Raw genomic sequence first — 17,846 nt, forward strand, 5'->3', positions numbered from 1 at the left:
TGTATGAAAAATTAGATATTTTAATTTGAAAAAAGCTTCTCATTTTGAGAAGCTTTTTTGTTGAAACAAATAGTATTGGATTGATATGAAAATCAGTTTGGTGGGAAGTGGGCGAGTTGCCTTTCATTTGGCAAAGGCTTTATTGGGCCAAGGTCATCAAATCGTACAAGTGTATGCGCGTGATTTTGAGAAAACCCAAAAGTTTGCAGAGCAGTTTCAGGCAAAAGCATGTCAGTCTCTTCGAGAATTTCAACCGGCCGATCTTATCATTTTAGCGGTTTCAGATAGTGCTATTGCAGTGCTTGTAAAACAGATTCATGAATTGTTTCCTGAAACACTTATGGTTCATACCTCTGGTAGTACTGATATTGAAGTCATCAGTCAGGTACATGAAAAAGCAGGGGTGTTTTATCCATTACAAACATTTAGCCTTGAAAGAGACGTTGACTGGTCAGCAACACCATTATTTGTGGAAGCGGTAACAGATACTGATCAAGAACTACTTTCAGATTTAGCAAATAGCCTAAGCGGTCGAGTGTATCAATACACTTCGAAGCAGCGTTTAACTTTGCATTTAGCAGCAGTATTTGCCTGTAATTTTAGTAACTATTGTTTTGATATGGCAAAGCAGGTTGTAGATAAAGAGCAGGTCGACTTTAGTTTGCTCTATCCTTTAATTTTGGAAACAGCTAAAAAAGCGACTGAAAATGATCCAAAGCAAATGCAAACTGGGCCTGCTGTAAGAGGAGATCAGAATATCTTGGCAATGCATCAAGACTTATTGGCTCAAGCAGAACGGGATGATTTAAAACAGGTGTATCAACTTTTAAGTGATGGCATCGTAAAGCGCCATCACTCGGACTAACGCTTGCTCAAAATTAAGGTTCGCCGTTATTGCCCCATTTTAAGAAACCCGCACGTTGATTTAAACGTTCAAAATATTGGTCGACATGCTTAAGCGTAGGATGGTCAAAAGGAGTGGCCTTCCAGCGCTGTACAGATAGACCAATTGGAATATCGGCCAAGCTAAATTGTGAACCAGCAACATAGGCCTGAGTTTTTGCTAGTTGTTGATCGAGAATTTGCATATGATGATTCCAGTCATCAATACCTTGTTGTAATAAGTTTGGATCTTGATGATCTGGTGAGTGTCTCAAGAGAGACATAATTGTATAAGTCCAGCTGTTATTCAGCTCAATCGCCTGCCAATCAATCCACTGGTCAACAAAGAATCTTTCTTTCGCTTGAATAGGGTAAAGCTGATGTTCTTTATCGTAAGCATTGGCGAGATAACGGATAATGCTGTTGGACTGCCAAAGGACTAAATCGCCATCTAAAACAACAGGAATTTGACCATTTGGGTTTAATTGTAAATATTCAGGTGATTGAGCGGAGCGAAAGCCTCGTCCCCAATCTTCTCTTTCATATTCAAGATTTAGTTCTTCACAGAGCCATAAGACTTTGCGAACATTGATGGAGTTATCGCGCCCTAAAATTTTTAACATGTGTTGTTGTCCTTAGCTATTTTTAGTATGGCAAGTACCAGTTTCTATAAATAGCTAGATTTGGCTCGATTGGCAATCAATAGTTAAAAAAATACATCTATTAGGACGTATATCCTAAATAAAATTCTAAAAATTTGATTAATAAGAATATATTTGAACTTTTAAGTAGAGTTGTTTGATAATATAGGAGTAATACTTTTTAACTAGAATCGAAAAGATAAACTATTCAAAATAAGTGTGGAAATGAGTTGGTCTATATTTTTTAATATAAAACTTAATTAATAAAAGGTTATTAATGGAAGAGAAAGTTATTGAACTAAATGAGAAGAATATTCTAATGAGATATTCCTCTCGATTAAGTGAGCAAGCAAAATGGTTGGTAGAACTGATTGTAGATATGAGCCGGAAGGGCGTATCTATTGAAGATGGTGTAAAAATACAGTTTAGTTGGTCTTTTTTGATATTTCGAAGTTTTGATGATAATCAGTTAATATTGTGTGAACCAGATTTTTCACGTAATCCATTTAGTGAAGAAAAAAATAGTATTGATTTTACACTTGAAGTTCAGGCACTACAAAATAGTTTTGCAAAGCGTTGCGGGGTAGATCCTATAGCTACGTTATTTCAGGATAAAATTATTTTAGTAAAAGGATGTTTGGATAAAGAAAAACTATTTATGGAGCGTATAGAACCAGACTTAGAGAAAGGTGATTCTGGATGGTTCATTAATACACTTGAAGATGATAGCGAAGACATTGAATATGAAGCAATATATGCTTTTCAACTACTTTACTTAAGACCTGAAATTATGTCTGTACTGATACTACCACCAGAATTTATAGTTCTAGTAGATAAGAATACTATTGAAAAAGTAATAAATGAAAAAAATGAAGTTGTTTTATGAATTATTAGCGAATATTTACAGTGAAAAAATTTATATAAGTAAACTGACGGTTGGGTAGAAAAGAAAATATAGAGAACGAAAAGTGAATGATTTGAAATCTATTGCTAGGGAAATACATTGTGCTATTAAAGGTAATGATATTGATTTCGCTATAAAGCTATTAAACGTTAATGAAAAACTAGGCATTCTTAGCTACAAGACCCCTTTTGGAACATGGTTGCATGATGCTTCTGCTCATGGTCGTCAAATTTTAGTAGAGTATTTTGTTATAAAGGAATTGATATAAATGAAAGAGGAGGGATTTTAGGAGGAAATGCTTTAAATGAAGCAGTAAAAAATCAGCATATAGATCTTATTAATTATTTATTAGACTTAAATGTTGAAATGATAATCGATGAGTCCGAATATAATTCGCTCTTTACGGCAATTTATGTGGGAAATTTAACTATAGTTAAGATTTTAATATTTCGGGGTATAGATTATAAAATTTCTTATACGAGTGATTATATGAATAATATGGATGCTGAAGCATTCGCCTTGGAACGTGGAGAAAAAGAAATAGCTAGTTATTTGAATTCTTTGAAGCAGTAAGATTAGATGTAATAAATTAAAAAGTATCTCATATTCAATAGTAATATATTTAAAGTATATATATATCTTCAACTGAGCTTAAAGTGATAGAATTAGACGTGTTTATTATTTTTTGAAATAGATATCAGTAAAATTCATTAAAACTCAGTTAATACTTTAGATTCAGTGTTTGCAAGTGGAAGAACTTAAGTAGGAAATTTTCTTTAAAATAAACCCGGTGGTTAAGATAGTAAGTAGTAATTATGAAGCAGTTACCAAATGAAATTCACGAAGAAATCACCTTTTTATGCAAACGAGGCGATGAGCTTGTTAAGCACGGAAATGTTGAGGAAGCAAAGAAAAATTATATTGATTCTTTAAAATTACTTCCAAGCGACCATAGAGAGTGGGAAGCAGCAACGTGGATATATGTTGCAATGGGAGATATGTATTTTCACCTTAAAAATTATGAACAAGCATTTAAGTGCTTTTACAATGCAGTTCAGTGCCCACAAGGGCTGGGAAATCCTTATATTCATCTTCGTCTTGGACAGCTTTATTTTGAAGAAGGTAGCTTTGATGAATCAGCTGATGAATTAACACGAGCTTATATGGGAGGAGGGTTAGGTATACTTTTGGAAGATGATCCTAAGTATTTAGACTTTTTAGAAACAAAAATTGTTATATAATATAACTTTAAGGTCAAAAAATGTATAGCGTTTGGAAAGCAGATTTTGATAATGAAATTTATTATACGCGTGGAACCATTAGAGATATTAGTGTATTAAAGGAAATTAAACTTACAAAGGGTGAACCAATCTCTGATAAAAATATCAAGATAGACATTGATTTAATCGAAGAATATGAACCAGCAGATTATTTTCATGTAGGTTCACTTTTTATAGTTTCTAGTAAGCTAAAAGATATTTTAGAAACAAAACAGGTAAGTGCAGAATACTTTCCAATAAAGCTATATAAACCAAATGGTATTCCTATACAAACTAAATACTTTTTTGTAAACTTGTTGGAAAAAATTGATTGTATTAATAAAGAATATTCACGATATATAGAAGAAGAAGGTTATATTGATGAAATTTATAAACTTGTTATTGATGTAGATAAGGCTAAAAATGAAGTCTTATTTAGAGTTGGTAAAACATTTAATAACATAATCTTAGTACATGATTCATTAAGTGACTTAATAAAAAGTTTAGGTTGTACAGGGGTGAGATTTATTAAGATTGATGATTGGAAATGGTAGGATTGAAAAGTCTCTCAGTGTGAAATTGTGCAGTACTTATTATGCATATTTATAAAAAGTATTGAGTAGTTAGCTTAGAATTAAGAGATAATTTAAATATCTTCTTATTAAGAAGAATTGATGTGATATTCGAGAATAATAGGCTAAATATGAATTTTTTAAAAAAATCTGAATTGCTCAATATTGTTGTGAATGAAATTATTTATTCAGCTCCAGCTAATTGGTCAAAGATTGTATATTATACAGAGCGATTACGTGATATGGAAATTGGTTTGCGTGATGCTTCGATTAGTAGATGTTGGGTAGGACAGGATGAAAAGCTTTATGATGCTTCTAATGGTCCAGCTTTAAGTATATCTGTTGAGTTAGATGATGTAGTAGATGAATTATTTATTGACTCCGAAAAAAATAAAGAAATATGGAGTGGTTTTGGCGTAGTTATTAATCATAATGGTAAATATATTACTCATTTTTATTATCAAGATACACCACTTTTAGATAATAAAGACGAAGAATATAGAGCAAGATTGGATGCTTTAGCTGAGATGATTTAAATATGACAATAGAATTTTACTATAGGTGTAAAGGTCGTATAATTTTTTAAGGTTGATTAAATTAATTGGTTGAATTTTTCTGATACTTTAGAGAATAGGATTAATTTAGGAATTCTATTTTGTTAATTATTTTTAACTAAGTTCTTAAAGAAATTATTTATACAACTTTTTATAAATACGTCTTAAATAAAGATCGATGTCTTAAAAAATATTTTCAGATTAATGCATAAGATAGGTTATTATAAGTGAAAGTATTTCTATCTAAGAAATTATTTGAATCGTTCTATCATGACAACGAGTTCAGAACAGAACTTTTAGAAGTCTGGGTACTTAAAGAAAGTGCAATACATGAACTAGTATCTATAGTTTTTGACAATTTAATCAAAGACCATTTTCACTTAAAGAGACTTAATCCTTATGTTGATTGAAATTGCTATCGCGGATGCTTACGGTGCTGGTTTTGAATTTTGCAGCCAAGATAAGATTATTTCACAGAATAATTTAGAATTATACAGCAAACATGAGTTATACGATATTTTAGGCAAGTATACAGATGATACACAGATGTCGATTGCGATAGTGGAGTTTATATTATCAGGTCAAGAATGGACCAAAGAAAATATAGCTTCAAAATTTTTAGAATGCTTTAATAGAGATGTGAGATTAGGATATTCAGAAGGTTTCTTTAATTTATTAAGTAAAGTTGAGTCTAGCAAAGAGTTACTTAAACTAATAATTCCAACAAGTGAAAGAAATGGGGCGGCAATGCGTTCAGTTCCAATTGGTTTTCTAAAAAATAAAGAAGATGTAATTGCTTTAGCAAAGTTACAAGCACAAATTACACATGATTCACCCATAGGAATTCAATCCAGCTGTGCTGTCGCTTTAGCTGCCCATTTTGGAACTCACCAAAAAGGTTCTATTAAGAATTTAGAGAGGTTTCTAAAATCAGAGCAATATGGAAACTGGGATTATAATTGGAAAGATCGAGTATCTTTAAATGCATATGATACGGTCAGTGCCGCATTAACATGTTTATTGCAACATAGTTCTTTAAGTGAGCTCCTAAAGTCATGTATTAATTTAGGAGGAGATACGGATAGCGTTGCAGCTATAGCTGTTGGTTTAGCTACATGTTTTATAGAATACAAAAAAGATTTACCTGTTCAACTTTATAATAATTTAAATGAAGATAAATACGGAATATCTTTTTTACAAAATTTAGAGAAAAAGTTTTTTGAAGAAAATTTAATATAATCAAAAAATTATGGTGTTATTTTTTGAAATTTAAAGTTCTCACTTTAATCGAAAAATGCATTTTTTATTTAATTTTTTGAAGATGAGATCGTTAATTTTATAATCTGATCCAAATACGGTGTTCAAACTTAGTCGCGGGCACCCGTATGGACTTTTATTTAAAAAATGAAAAAGGTTAATGAAGTGACAATTGATAAAACAGAATTATATTGGTCTTCGCTATGCAGACTAAGAGCAGAATTGGATTGTTGGGTCCATATAGTTCGAAAGCAAGATTCTTCGGTTGAGAAAGGTAGATGGGGGCAAATGTTAACAATCTCTATCGAAAATTATTTAGAAGGGCCTGATGGTTTTGTTTCTTTTAAAGATATAGAGGCAGTAGAGATTTCAATTTATTGTCTTATGGGAGGGATGGCAAATCGACCATTACACATGATTAATATAAAGAATGAAATCTTAGAAGCTTTACAAAAGACTCAGCTGCGTTGGGAAATACGTGAGAGTGCTTGGTCTGTTGGTAGAATTTTCGAAGAGGAGCCTGTAACAGTGATCGCTATCCTAAATCCTTTAAATTATGGTTGAGTTATTGTCTAATTTAATATGTAGTTTTCTTCTGTAAAATTTCATTTGAAAGGTATTACTGAGTTAAAGTAATTATTTTAAAGATAAGGTCTTTAATTTTATAATCTGATTTAAATCACGATGTTTAAACTCATTTATTGGAGCACAAGGCTAGAATTTTTAAAATATTAAATATTTATTTACTGGCTAAGTCAGATATAAATCATGATTCTAGCTGGAATTTAATTGATGCTCTTTTCTAGAGTAAAATATACTTGAAAAGTGGTATTATTAATATTCTTTATAACAATCGAATTCTAACTTTTATATATTGGAGAATATATTGGATAAAAAAATTGTTATAGAAAAAATTAAAGAAGCAGCAATAGAGGCTTTTAACTCTGTAAGACAAGAGCAGCTTGATATAAATTTTTGTGCTTATGGCTTATATTCTGATACAGATGCAATCACAATCTGTCCAGCACAAAATAGCTGTATTCATTTAAATAAAATGATAGAAAATGATCCTGATGATAAAGAATACTATAGATGGAGTCCAAGTGAGTGGAGCCATGAATCTAAGGGGGGTGAGAGTTTTAACGAGATTTCTACATATTTAAGAGCTAAATCTAAATTAATTAAGTCTTCAGATGAATATGATCAGTTTAAGTTCGATGTATATCAATCCTGCATATTGGCACTTAAGAGTTTGAAAGACGAGGGATTTTTTTGTGATATGGATAGGAATGGTGTCATAGTCTTTACTATTTCTGATGCGATAAATAGTAACGAGCATGAATGGATAGAATTGTTAAATAGTAATGATGCTTCACAGCAATTTAATGAGTGGATAAAGACGCTACAATAACTATATCCCTTTCTTCAGTTCTACTGCCCAATAATAGTGTATGTCTATCAAAACAATAGGTTAGTTTTACAATTGCTGAGAAGAATACTTTTTACTGCTTAGTGTAGGGGGGGATCCCGATTCACTAAAACGATCACAGGTTAAATTGAAAAATATTAGGAATTCAACGGTAGAGTCTATCACTCCTTTTTTGGAATTAACTGAGTTACTCTTATGAGGAACTCTGACTTTTTTAGATTCTATATTGTCAAGTTTGAAATGATAACAGATTTGATTTTAGGAAATTTTATTATAAATGCAATTATGATAGATATTTTTCAGCTTTTTTGAGTCTTTCTTTCATATTATTATTTAGGGGGAGTACTAGTGAGTTTAAATGATTATTCTGATGACAATGATTACTATAGTCAGGGATTTGAAAAAGAGGGAACTGTATCAATTTGGGCAGGAATATTTGGTGAAGGTGTAGATACAGATTTAGATATCTTGCAAGATTTATGCGGGGTCGGGTATTATCGTCTTGACGATCAGGAAACTAATAATTTTAATTTTGAGATGGTGAGTTTAAATAAATTACTTGAAGATTTATCTTATTCAAAATCTTTTATTAATGAGGTAGTCAGTGCTGCTTTTGAAAAAGGGATAGTAGATTGTAGGTGGGTTATTGCACAATATGATTTTTCTTATAAACCTTCTAAAGTTAGGAGAAGTATTGCAAAAGATCCTATTTTTATAGGTAGCTTTAAATATTCAGTAGAGAGTTGATTGGTTAATTTTACTATCAGATATACACAAGGTGTGGTGATTCATTTAGCCGGCTCTTTAATAATGCTCCTCAGCAAATTTATATTAGAAGAATGAAATTATGATTAATGATGATGCCAGTTCACTAGTTGTTGAGATTGCAAAAAAATTTATAACGCTCATGATGGGTGTTGAACCACAGTGGGAAAAAGCATACTTAAGATTTTCCTGTAATAATTCAGTCGCAGAACTTAAAGCATCATTCGTGTCTGAAACTGGCGTAGAAATAATAGATGTCTTGAAGTATAAAGATTTCTTTCATCCTATGAATATGCAAGGTCAAGAATTACTAGCAGCCTTAGGTAAAATTAAAGGAGTATTTCTACTGGTGATAGATGCAAACTTTGACTATGAAATTAATTTTGAATACCAAGATATGAATCGTTGGAAAATTAGTAAATTAGCAGGTGGGACTGGAGTACCTGAAGGCATTATATAGTTGTGCAAAAATATTACCTTTAGCATCAACTAGAAGAAATTGGTTAGGGTGGTGCTTTGGACGATGTTGGTTTCCATTTTATTGTGTGAAGTTTGAGAAAAACTAATCAGCAAGCTCTTTAATAAATTGATTTAGAACATTAGCTAATATCAATTTTTCCGAAAGGTGAATAATTGTTTATATTTTTAAAATCCCTTTTACATGGCACTAGGTTCATACTTAACGTGCAATGAGTCTGATAGAAGCGAATGGAAGTTTTAGAGCTGGTATCACATCTATGGAGGCGAGACTAGTAAACTATCAGACAAATTTTTAAACTAAATCATAAAGCTATGACTTTGTATCAAGTTTATTCAGAGTATAACAGTGAAGAAAATAGTAGCAGAATTAATTTTATTAAGTAATAAATCTATATATCCAAGAGTCTATTGTATTGATGAAACGGGAGGTGAAAATGAGGCCATAACCGTGACACTTTGTGATGCTATATGGGAATTGCGTGGTAGACCTCTTTTGGAGTTAAAAGAGTTAATAAGTAGTTTTATTTTGGAAAAGTATTACCCAATTGATCAAGAGTTACCGGATATGTCAATTAATGATAAATTTATTTGGGTGAGACCACCATTGGCAAATAAAAGTGAGATTTGTATATCAAATGAGAATATTCAAGAGTATTCCATTGATGATGGATTACCCCAATATTTTAATTTCGAGCAGTTTAATACAGTATGTAATGTTGTAGAAGAGTTTGAAAATATAATAATTAAACATGGAAAAGAAAATTTACTTGGTATTAAAATTGAGATTGATTTTCCTTAATCTTGAATCAGGTCTAGTTACTAAAATTATTTGCCGATATTATGATTAAAAAACTGAAATAATTGCGGGTGTAGAAAATGGGTTTACAAAGTATAGAACCATTTGGTTTTATGGATTCTAATCTGAATTTAATCGAGCATAAAAAATATATAATTTTTGGAGAGTCAAAAGAAATTAGTTTTACTCTTGCTGGTTACGAAGCTAATGATATTACAAATGCTCAAGAGCGAGCTTACAATGAATTTATTGATAATTCTTTAGTCTATATCACGTTAATAGAGGAAGCTCTATTTAATTATTATAAATTAAATAGAGCTAAAATATATCAAGATTTACCTGATGATGGAATGGTGCCTTATATCCAAATGGTTTCTGATTTGAGGAAAGTCTTTGATTGGGATCAATTATACTTTTTACCTAATGGTGAAATAGTTTTTATGTTTGAAGCAACTTTCGAACCAGAGCTGGGGATAGGCGTCTTGATAGTTGATAAATGTGTTAAAACTATTAATGTACAAGAATATTTTATTTGAATGATGAGGTTCTGGCGTTTTATCTGTAATGCAAAAGCACTGGCTGAGATGAGTCAGTTTTTCTCAATTACATAACACTTTTTCAATGATTCGTAAGTGGAGTTATATGCATAAGTCCAATATCATTCGACAAAATCAAGAGAATAATATTTTAATTAGAAATGCTATTAAAAATCATAATTTGATTAATTTAAAAAAGATATTTAACGAATTTCCTAGTTTAATATTTATAGATACACCATTTGGTAGCTGGCTTCATGTAGCTTCTAGTAGTGGAGCATTAGAAATAGTTAAATATCTAATTTCTGAAGGGGTGGATCCTAATAAAAAAGGGGGAACTTTTGGGGGCAATAGTTTAAATACAGCAGCATCAAGTGGACATATTGATATAGTAGAATACTTATTGTCATTAAATGTTGAAATGGATACCACAGAACCAGAAAAAAATCCTTTATTTGGTGCCATAATGAAAGGAAGTTTACCGATCGCTGAAAAATTAATTTGTCACGGTATTGACTATAAAATGTCTTATACTGGCAATTATATGAATAAAATGGATGCTGAGGCATTTGCTTTAGAGCGTGGAGAAATAGAAATAGCAAACTATTTAAATTCCTTGAAATGAAAGTCTGATAACTTTAATAAGTATGATATTCGATAGCTTATGTGTAACTTTGGGAGTTAAATAACTTATATGAATTTGAAGCATCTAGATTCAGATATAGATTTCGTAGTAACACCTGCAGCATTTTTAGGTGTTTTTGATATATATGATCGTGAGGAAACATGGGGGGCCTATTTAGACCAATTTGATCCGAATAATCCAAAAGAACTAGATGATTTGCTAGAGAAATACTTTTTTAATAACGGTAGAGTTTTGAGGTTTACAGTTGATCATAAAATTGAAATGATAAAAGTTCTTATTAATGCTTTAAATGATAAAAAATTTAACTTTGATGCATTATTAGTAAATGATGAAGATCCATATGATACATTTTCTCTTCCATATACTTGGGAATTCAAGCGACCTAGATTCTATTTTGAAGAAGTTTATAAGTTAGCGTATAAATATTGGGGAAATGACCTTAAAGAAGCTGGTTTAAATATGCCTTGTTTAAATGATTTTTAACTTTTCAATATGTTTTAAAATAGACAGGATTGCTTAAATGCACCAAGATAATTTTATATCTATTTGGGTGGGGAATTTAGATTCTTCTTGTGACTTAGATAACTATGTATTAAATCGATATTCATTAGAGGGTGATTTTGAAGGATCTTTATTTACAGATGAATTCCAGATTGATTGTATTGATGAGGATTTTGTTGAGAAAAGTTTCTTTGATTTTACCAATAATTTAGAATTAGCTTTCAATGGGTTTTCCTACGATGAACAAATTTTGGAAGAACTAAAATTAAAAGATATAAAATTATTGTTTCCTATTAATTGTATAATTCTAATTTATAATTTTGCATATAAATTAAATCACAAAAGTGTAGGGAAGGTTCAATTTTTAGGTGCATTGCCTTATAAAAAACCATAATTTTTTATTTAATATAGATGCTATATTTTGAAGTTTTATTAATTCAAAATAAAAATAGATATAGCGTGGTAATTAAAAGTTACTTTTGTATTTGCGCTGAGATATTAATTAATGGATATAAATGGAGTTTTAAAGTGGGAAATTTAAATGATAAAGTTTTTGGAGAGTTGTATAATAAGGAGCTACTTTGGTTGCGTCCATATGAAATAGAAATATTTCATACATTATATCCAATTGAATTAAATGTATATACATATGAAGATGATGGTAGTGATATCACTCAAAATCAAAGAGATACTTTTATTCATTTTGAGTTAAACAAAAAAAATATTTTGGATAATGTTGAAAAAGAGATCAAAAAGTATTGTTATGAAAACTTTCAGATTGCTGAATTGGAAAGTATAAAAAAAATGGTTATTTTAAAATGTTTGAAAATCATGCATACTGAAATTGGGGAGGATAGGCAATTAGGATTTATTTTTGATTCTATATTTGATCCAGAGCTTGGTATAGGTGTCTTAGTTATAAATGAGCAAGTTGTTGAGGTAGGAGTGCAAGATATAGTACTTTAATATAATTTGGGAAGTAATAGAGTTAAAATGTAAAATAGTAGATGTGACAGATAATAAAAGAGTCAATAAATGGATGAATTAAAGATAATTGCTAAGGATATCCATAGTGCCATTAGAGATGGTAATAATGAGTTAGCTATAAAGTTATTAAAAGATTATAGGCATTTAGGAATTTTAAATTTTAAAACTCCTTTCGGTACTTGGTTGCATGATGCTGCTTTACATAATCGTAAAGATATTATTGTATACTTGGTCTCAGCAGGAGTTGATATTAATGAACAAGGTGGCTCCCTCCGTGGTAATGCTCTAAGTCAAGCAGTTAATAAGGAAAATATTGAAATTATTGAATATTTTTTGAAGTTAAATATGGAGATAATAACATCAGATTCTATAAAAAATCCTTTGTTTACTGCAATTTATCGTGGAAATTTTGATATTGTTAAAATTTTGATTAAGCATGGTGTAAATTATAGAGTGGCATATACTGGAGATTATGCAGAGAATCTTGATGCTGAGGCGTTCGCTTTAGAGCGAGGTGAAAGAGAAATAGCTAACTATTTGCACTCTTTGAAGAAACAAGATCATTTATTATAATGTAGTGTAAATTTCTATATTTTTTTAAATTTACTTGTTTTGAATAAAAAATAAAATATCTAATTGTATCTTAGTTTATAATAATATTTAATATACCTGGTTTTTATATTTTTAGATAAAATTTTATTATGAAAAAATTTGATTACTATGGTGTGAGTTATGATAATGAAAAAGATATGCTTTCAAAATTAAGTAAAATTTTGGGAATTGTATTTATACCTCATGATAGTTCCTTTTGGGGAGATTATTTTTTAGCAAAAATTGGTGGTAATGGTAAGTGTAGGATTTTTCAAAATTTTAATCCATGTGAAGATGATTGGAACTACCCGGATCATAAGCATGTTGAGTGGATTATGGAAATAAATGGAACACCTGAAATGGATAATATATTTAATAAATTGTTAAATGAAGCTGGATCTAATATTTTTTTATTATATCGATCAGAGGTAGAAGCTTTAAATTATATAAAAGAGTATGAATTTAAAGATGGTGATTTTAAATTGGTCAATGAGGTTTTTTATAAGAAAAAATAATTTTATGATTTCTTCTATTATTCATATTTTATAATTTTTTGCAAGCTTGCCATTAATATTTTAAATGAAATTATTTTATATTTTAATTGATAGGAAAATGTAATGGATTGGACTCAGAAAATAGCGAGATTGGCTCTTGTGAAAAATTCTTTGTATGAGGCAGATACTAAGAAAATCTGGCCTTATTATTTACCTGAATTAGCTGCAACTATAGATGATATTATAAAAACTGAAATTATATTGGGTGAGGAAATTGATAAATTTTACAAGAGCTTTCTTTTATATGCAAATGGATGGAAAGGCTTTTATCAATATGTAGATTTATTTGGTCTGACAGATTTGATCGAAGGAGGAAAAAAGAAATATGCATTGGATTTATTAAATATAATCGATATTACATATCTTTCTAAAAAAGGCATTTGTAGAACTGATTTGATGCTAATAGCAGCTACTTTAATTGATAAAGATATTTTTTTAATAGGTAAACCTAATTCATCAATAGCTGGGGAAGTAATTTGGTATGCTGGGGAAGAAATTGAAATTTTTAAAAATTTTAATGAATTTTTTTTAGCAATGATTGATTATAATATTGAAGAGGTTAATGACCTTAAAAGTGGGTCGGTTGATATTTAACCTAAATAATAAGACGATATATTGATGGAGAATAAACTATGAGTTTATCTAAAAGTTGGTCTGATTTTGGTTTAAGTGGACCTAAAAATTTAAATTTAGATGAAATTTTAAAGATTGAATTTCCCTTCTTGTATAAAAGTTTAGTTGAATATGCAAACCCTGCATATATCGAGGTTGGTTCTTTTTATTACGGTGATGATGAAACATGTATAAGTGATTTTTTTCCGCTAACTCAATCACATGAGTATGGTTGAGTCTTGTGGTATGCAATTGATAATTCTATAATTCCTAAAGGTATTTTACCATTTGCAAGAGATGCAGGGGATTTCTTGATTTGTTTTGATTATCGAGAAACAAAAACATCGCCTAAAATAATTTTACTTGATAGCTTCTTGTCGGAAATATAACCAATTTCAAATAATTTTAAAGATTTTTTAGAGCTTTTACATGAGTGATTAACATATTAATAAATGTTTTATTCACCTTTGTTATTGACTTTTGATATGCTGAAAATCTTAAAATAAATATAAAATTTGAAATTATTGTAGATGTAATTAAAACTTTAATTTAGAGAAAATAGAGAAATATTTAGTATGTCATTAAAGTATCCGAATAGCACTGTTAATTTTTCAGCAAGTCCAGCACATGCTTTGACTCCCTTTCAGGTGTATGATCGGGATGAATGGGAAAATTACTTATCTAAATATGATCCCAATAATTTTGTAGAAATAGAACCTTTATTTAATGAATATTTTTTTAAAGTAAAAAATAAAAAGTATAATATTTATCATAAAGCAGTAGTTATGTTCTCTTTAGAGAAAGCTTTGCTGACTAAGAATTATAACTTCGCTGAATTGTTAGAGTCTGATGATGAAACATGCTTTTATTTTCCTTATAATTGGAAAATTGAAAAACCTAGAGATTTTTTTAAGAGTATTTATGGTTTGATGTTTGAGAACTGGGGTAGTGAAGTAATTAATTCGGGATATAAAATTTTACTACCAAACGAAATATTATAAGCTTGGGGTAATTATAATATATTTCATTTGTACTGGGCTCTTTTGATTTTTTAGCTATTTTTTTACATATTGTTAGGTGTGGGAAAGTATTACCATGAATGAATATTTTAAGATGTACACAGAATCGCATGATGGAATAGAAGGAACGTTCTATTGTGAGGTGGAAAATGGTATGATAATCCGTCATATTAGTGTTTTTGAAGGAATTTTTTATTGGGCAACTCCTAAAGAATATTTTCATGAACAATATGATTTTACAGATCAGCCAGAGTTTGGAGAGCCTGATGAGAGTACAATTTCTATATCAAAAGCTGAGTTTGATGAGATATGGAATCATGCATTAAGCCAGAATTTAATTTGAATATCATCAATGGTGATCTTATTAATTTAGCAAAAAGTAATTAAACAAGATTTCTATTCTTGTAAAATAGCTTATCCTATGCTCGGAACTAGTCTTGCTGGAGGAGACTGTAATAAAGTATTGTAAGTTTTAGGTAATTACAATATATTTTATTTGTAAGTTTAATGAACTTTAAACATTTCTTAACTTTAATGGTTTTAAATTAATAAGGTTATATGATGATAAAAAGAATTGTTAATCCTTTTTATATCTGCTTTTTTTTATCAAATATATTATTTTATCGAGATTTTGATGAAGTTCAAACTCAGGGGGTCATATTTAACAGTATAGATTTTACTAGTTTTAAACATATTGATATTTTATTAGAAGAATTAGTAAAGCCTGAGTTTGTTAGGTTAGATAATCCGACGAAAGAAAGGGTTATGCATTCGTTGTATTATATGAATATATCAAATAATAAAAAATACATTTCATTTGTGTTAGATTATTTTGAAATTTTAGATTTTTCTGAAATTGCAGTTGATTATTTTTTGAAAAAAATATGGGAAATATTTTTTGATAGTATTCAGTTGAATTTATTAAAAGAAGATTTTAATGTTTCTTATAGAATTTTAAATGATAATAATATAAATTACATTCTTCAAAGTGAAAGTAAAGATATGAGTGGAGTATTGGATGAAGTATATGGAAAAATATTAAATATCTAAAATTAATATAATATTTTATGGTGTATTTAAAAAAGTATTGTTTTTTTGTGGAAATCAAAAATACTAAGACTAATTTTCTACAAGTTTTTAAAAGGAACAAAAATGAGTAAGTTGTTAATCTATTTAGGAGAAAATAAAACTTTTGATATTAATCAGGTAGTAGATCAAATTTCAAGTATTTTAGGGGTTTCAAATTTAAAAATTGGAGATTTCATTGGTGCTATTTTGGAATGTGAGTATTCATTAAATGGAAGTTCAACTATAGTTAGAATGAGTAAAGATGCTGAAACTTTAACAATAGAAGGCGTTGGAGATGAAGCTATTGATTTTGCTTTGAAAATTCAAAAATTATTGCCTTATCCTTTATTCATGATGGATATGGAATATAACTTTAATATTAGATTGTTGGATTATAATTCTCTTGATGAAATTAGAAAAATGACCTTAATTTAATTTATTTTTAAAATTATACTTATAGTCTTGTTTTTTATTAAATGTCTTGATTTAATGAATAATCTTTAAGATATAAAAATAAAAATTTGAATGCTTAATATGGTAAATTTAATCAAAAATTATACGTTCGTCACTTAAAATTCTTAAAGTTAAAGTCATTAATATTATAATCTGATTTAATGCTAAGGTGTTCAAACTTAGTCATCGGATGCTAGTTTTTAAGTATGTTTTTTTTGCCGTTAAGCCCACATAAATTATAGTTCAAGTGTTAAATACTTAACTCATCTAAATGAATATTATTGAAAAATGAAAAATAGGTTAATGACATGACAATTGATAAAACAGAATTATATTGGTCTTCGCTATGTAGTTTAACAGCAGAGTTGCGTTGTTGGGTCCATATAGTTCGTAAGCACGATTCTTCGGTTGAGAAAGGTAGGTGGGGGCAAATGTTAACAATCTCTATCGAAAATTATTTAGAAGGGCCTGATGGTTTTGTTTCTTTTAAAGATATAGACGTCGTAGAGATTTCAATAAATCGTCTTAAAGGAGGAATGGCAAATCGACCATTGCAGATGATTGATATAAAAACTGATATCTTAGAGGCTTTACACAAGACTCAGCTGCGTTGGGAAGTACGAGAGAGTGTTTGGTCTGTTGATAGGATTTTTGAAGAAGAGTCTGTATCAGTGATTGCTATCTTAAACCCTTTCGATTATGACTGACTTGCTATCTCATGTAGTAGGTGGTTTTCTTCTGAATTATAACCTGTATTTGTAAAATAATATTATTACTCATATCTAAGATCGAGTAATAATAACGAAAATTGATAATAGTACTAGGAAAAGGGAGTATAGTAATTCACACTTCATTATTGATGATACTGACTCATCCTATTTATCAAAGAGATGCATTATTTTCATCGTTAGTATTTAAATAATCTTCTAGCGTACCTATTAATATTTTACACTATACTAATCTCATGATTGTAAATTCAATTTATAAATTAAGTAAATATTCCTAGGGGATTACAAAAATGACATTAAGAGAAAAATTAAGTGAATTTGATGACACGATAGTAGCAGTTGCACTACATGCTCCGGATGACTATGCTGAGTGGCAACTTGAGTACTTTCCTACTCAAGCTGCAATTCATGAAGATACTATAAGTGATTTAAAAGAGCTATGGAGTGAGATTAGATCACAAATTAAAAGAGATTTAGCCAAAGCTGACTATGTTGGAGTTAAACTTCAAGAAATGTTTGATGCTTATGATAAAGGAGATAAAGTGGAAGGCAAAAAAATAGCTTGGGAGCTTGCAGATTTATACGATATTAATAAATTGAGATAATATTATA

General features: G+C 29.5%; 30 protein-coding genes. 29 read left to right on the forward strand and 1 reads right to left on the reverse strand.

Annotation, left to right across the window (positions count from 1 at the left end):
- Positions 1-85 precede the first annotated feature (85 nt).
- On the forward strand, positions 86-865 hold the full coding sequence (locus JGE69_RS01915; RefSeq protein ID WP_199112078.1) for a Rossmann-like and DUF2520 domain-containing protein: 780 nt from the start codon (positions 86-88) through the stop codon (positions 863-865).
- A gap of 13 nt (positions 866-878) precedes the next feature.
- On the opposite strand, the gene JGE69_RS01920 is transcribed toward JGE69_RS01915, so the two are convergent.
- Positions 879-1,505: a glutathione S-transferase family protein gene (locus JGE69_RS01920; protein WP_199112080.1), complete on the reverse strand. Its 627-nt coding sequence runs from the start codon at positions 1,503-1,505 to the stop codon at positions 879-881.
- 295 nt (positions 1,506-1,800) lie between these two features.
- Here JGE69_RS01920 and JGE69_RS01925 point away from each other — a divergent pair, with 295 nt between their 5' ends.
- The 28 genes from JGE69_RS01925 (at position 1,801) to JGE69_RS02055 (ending at position 17,839) form a co-directional block, all read left to right on the forward strand.
- Positions 1,801-2,409, forward strand: a complete 609-nt coding sequence (locus JGE69_RS01925; protein WP_199112082.1) for a hypothetical protein — start codon at positions 1,801-1,803, stop codon at positions 2,407-2,409.
- 82 nt (positions 2,410-2,491) lie between these two features.
- Complete coding sequence (locus JGE69_RS01930; protein ID WP_199112084.1) at positions 2,492-2,695, forward strand: hypothetical protein; 204 nt, start codon at positions 2,492-2,494, stop codon at positions 2,693-2,695.
- Between the two features lie 14 nt (positions 2,696-2,709).
- On the forward strand, positions 2,710-3,000 hold the full coding sequence (locus JGE69_RS18170; RefSeq protein ID WP_413784469.1) for an ankyrin repeat domain-containing protein: 291 nt from the start codon (positions 2,710-2,712) through the stop codon (positions 2,998-3,000).
- A 242-nt stretch (positions 3,001-3,242) separates the two neighbouring features.
- Entirely contained in the window at positions 3,243-3,668 is a 426-nt protein-coding gene (locus JGE69_RS01940) for a tetratricopeptide repeat protein (protein ID WP_227602354.1), read from the forward strand.
- Between the two features lie 20 nt (positions 3,669-3,688).
- On the forward strand, positions 3,689-4,240 hold the full coding sequence (locus tag JGE69_RS01945) for an imm11 family protein (RefSeq protein WP_227602355.1): 552 nt from the start codon (positions 3,689-3,691) through the stop codon (positions 4,238-4,240).
- 149 nt (positions 4,241-4,389) lie between these two features.
- Positions 4,390-4,794 carry a hypothetical protein gene (locus JGE69_RS01950; protein ID WP_199112086.1) on the forward strand — a complete coding sequence of 135 codons (405 nt, stop codon included), beginning with the start codon at positions 4,390-4,392 and terminating at the stop codon, positions 4,792-4,794.
- 417 nt (positions 4,795-5,211) lie between these two features.
- A complete protein-coding gene (locus JGE69_RS01955; RefSeq protein ID WP_199112088.1) occupies positions 5,212-6,051 on the forward strand; it encodes an ADP-ribosylglycohydrolase family protein in 840 nt (279 codons plus the stop codon).
- 165 nt (positions 6,052-6,216) lie between these two features.
- Positions 6,217-6,633 (forward strand): hypothetical protein, encoded by a 417-nt coding sequence (locus tag JGE69_RS01960; protein ID WP_227602356.1) that lies wholly within the window; start codon positions 6,217-6,219, stop codon positions 6,631-6,633.
- A 322-nt stretch (positions 6,634-6,955) separates the two neighbouring features.
- Positions 6,956-7,480, forward strand: a complete 525-nt coding sequence (locus JGE69_RS01965; RefSeq protein WP_199112090.1) for a DUF4303 domain-containing protein — start codon at positions 6,956-6,958, stop codon at positions 7,478-7,480.
- A 366-nt stretch (positions 7,481-7,846) separates the two neighbouring features.
- Positions 7,847-8,245 carry an immunity 22 family protein gene (locus JGE69_RS01970; RefSeq protein ID WP_199112092.1) on the forward strand — a complete coding sequence of 133 codons (399 nt, stop codon included), beginning with the start codon at positions 7,847-7,849 and terminating at the stop codon, positions 8,243-8,245.
- 100 nt (positions 8,246-8,345) lie between these two features.
- Positions 8,346-8,723 (forward strand): hypothetical protein, encoded by a 378-nt coding sequence (locus tag JGE69_RS01975; RefSeq protein ID WP_227602357.1) that lies wholly within the window; start codon positions 8,346-8,348, stop codon positions 8,721-8,723.
- 366 nt (positions 8,724-9,089) lie between these two features.
- Positions 9,090-9,542 carry a hypothetical protein gene (locus JGE69_RS01980; protein WP_068611484.1) on the forward strand — a complete coding sequence of 151 codons (453 nt, stop codon included), beginning with the start codon at positions 9,090-9,092 and terminating at the stop codon, positions 9,540-9,542.
- A gap of 77 nt (positions 9,543-9,619) precedes the next feature.
- The gene (locus JGE69_RS01985; protein ID WP_068611483.1) at positions 9,620-10,075 is read left to right on the forward strand and encodes a DUF6985 domain-containing protein; all 456 of its coding nucleotides are present in this window, start codon (positions 9,620-9,622) and stop codon (positions 10,073-10,075) included.
- Between the two features lie 106 nt (positions 10,076-10,181).
- A complete protein-coding gene (locus tag JGE69_RS01990; RefSeq protein ID WP_068611482.1) occupies positions 10,182-10,700 on the forward strand; it encodes an ankyrin repeat domain-containing protein in 519 nt (172 codons plus the stop codon).
- A gap of 69 nt (positions 10,701-10,769) precedes the next feature.
- Positions 10,770-11,204 (forward strand): hypothetical protein, encoded by a 435-nt coding sequence (locus JGE69_RS01995; protein WP_199112094.1) that lies wholly within the window; start codon positions 10,770-10,772, stop codon positions 11,202-11,204.
- 37 nt (positions 11,205-11,241) lie between these two features.
- Positions 11,242-11,616: an immunity 22 family protein gene (locus JGE69_RS02000; protein WP_199112096.1), complete on the forward strand. Its 375-nt coding sequence runs from the start codon at positions 11,242-11,244 to the stop codon at positions 11,614-11,616.
- Positions 11,617-11,750: 134 nt separating this feature from the next.
- Positions 11,751-12,188, forward strand: a complete 438-nt coding sequence (locus tag JGE69_RS02005; protein ID WP_199112097.1) for a DUF6985 domain-containing protein — start codon at positions 11,751-11,753, stop codon at positions 12,186-12,188.
- 69 nt (positions 12,189-12,257) lie between these two features.
- Complete coding sequence (locus JGE69_RS02010) at positions 12,258-12,782, forward strand: ankyrin repeat domain-containing protein (protein ID WP_199112099.1); 525 nt, start codon at positions 12,258-12,260, stop codon at positions 12,780-12,782.
- A gap of 128 nt (positions 12,783-12,910) precedes the next feature.
- Complete coding sequence (locus tag JGE69_RS02015; RefSeq protein ID WP_199112100.1) at positions 12,911-13,315, forward strand: hypothetical protein; 405 nt, start codon at positions 12,911-12,913, stop codon at positions 13,313-13,315.
- Positions 13,316-13,417: 102 nt separating this feature from the next.
- Positions 13,418-13,948 carry an SMI1/KNR4 family protein gene (locus tag JGE69_RS02020; RefSeq protein WP_199112101.1) on the forward strand — a complete coding sequence of 177 codons (531 nt, stop codon included), beginning with the start codon at positions 13,418-13,420 and terminating at the stop codon, positions 13,946-13,948.
- A 38-nt stretch (positions 13,949-13,986) separates the two neighbouring features.
- Positions 13,987-14,202, forward strand: coding sequence for a hypothetical protein (locus JGE69_RS02025; protein WP_199112102.1), 216 nt, complete (start codon positions 13,987-13,989; stop codon positions 14,200-14,202).
- Between the two features lie 3 nt (positions 14,203-14,205).
- A complete protein-coding gene (locus JGE69_RS18175) occupies positions 14,206-14,355 on the forward strand; it encodes an SMI1/KNR4 family protein (RefSeq protein ID WP_413784465.1) in 150 nt (49 codons plus the stop codon).
- A gap of 186 nt (positions 14,356-14,541) precedes the next feature.
- On the forward strand, positions 14,542-14,967 hold the full coding sequence (locus JGE69_RS17990; protein ID WP_227602358.1) for a hypothetical protein: 426 nt from the start codon (positions 14,542-14,544) through the stop codon (positions 14,965-14,967).
- A 94-nt stretch (positions 14,968-15,061) separates the two neighbouring features.
- Positions 15,062-15,328: a hypothetical protein gene (locus JGE69_RS02035; protein ID WP_064785027.1), complete on the forward strand. Its 267-nt coding sequence runs from the start codon at positions 15,062-15,064 to the stop codon at positions 15,326-15,328.
- 218 nt (positions 15,329-15,546) lie between these two features.
- Complete coding sequence (locus JGE69_RS02040; RefSeq protein WP_199112103.1) at positions 15,547-16,035, forward strand: hypothetical protein; 489 nt, start codon at positions 15,547-15,549, stop codon at positions 16,033-16,035.
- A gap of 102 nt (positions 16,036-16,137) precedes the next feature.
- Positions 16,138-16,488: a hypothetical protein gene (locus JGE69_RS02045; protein ID WP_199112104.1), complete on the forward strand. Its 351-nt coding sequence runs from the start codon at positions 16,138-16,140 to the stop codon at positions 16,486-16,488.
- Between the two features lie 326 nt (positions 16,489-16,814).
- A complete protein-coding gene (locus JGE69_RS02050; RefSeq protein ID WP_199112105.1) occupies positions 16,815-17,213 on the forward strand; it encodes a hypothetical protein in 399 nt (132 codons plus the stop codon).
- A gap of 311 nt (positions 17,214-17,524) precedes the next feature.
- Positions 17,525-17,839: a hypothetical protein gene (locus tag JGE69_RS02055; RefSeq protein ID WP_199112106.1), complete on the forward strand. Its 315-nt coding sequence runs from the start codon at positions 17,525-17,527 to the stop codon at positions 17,837-17,839.
- The last annotated feature ends 7 nt before the right edge of the window (positions 17,840-17,846 follow it).

The organism is Acinetobacter sp. C13 (assembly GCF_016809775.1).
In the GTDB taxonomy this organism is placed as follows: Bacteria; Pseudomonadota; Gammaproteobacteria; order Pseudomonadales; family Moraxellaceae; genus Acinetobacter; species Acinetobacter pittii.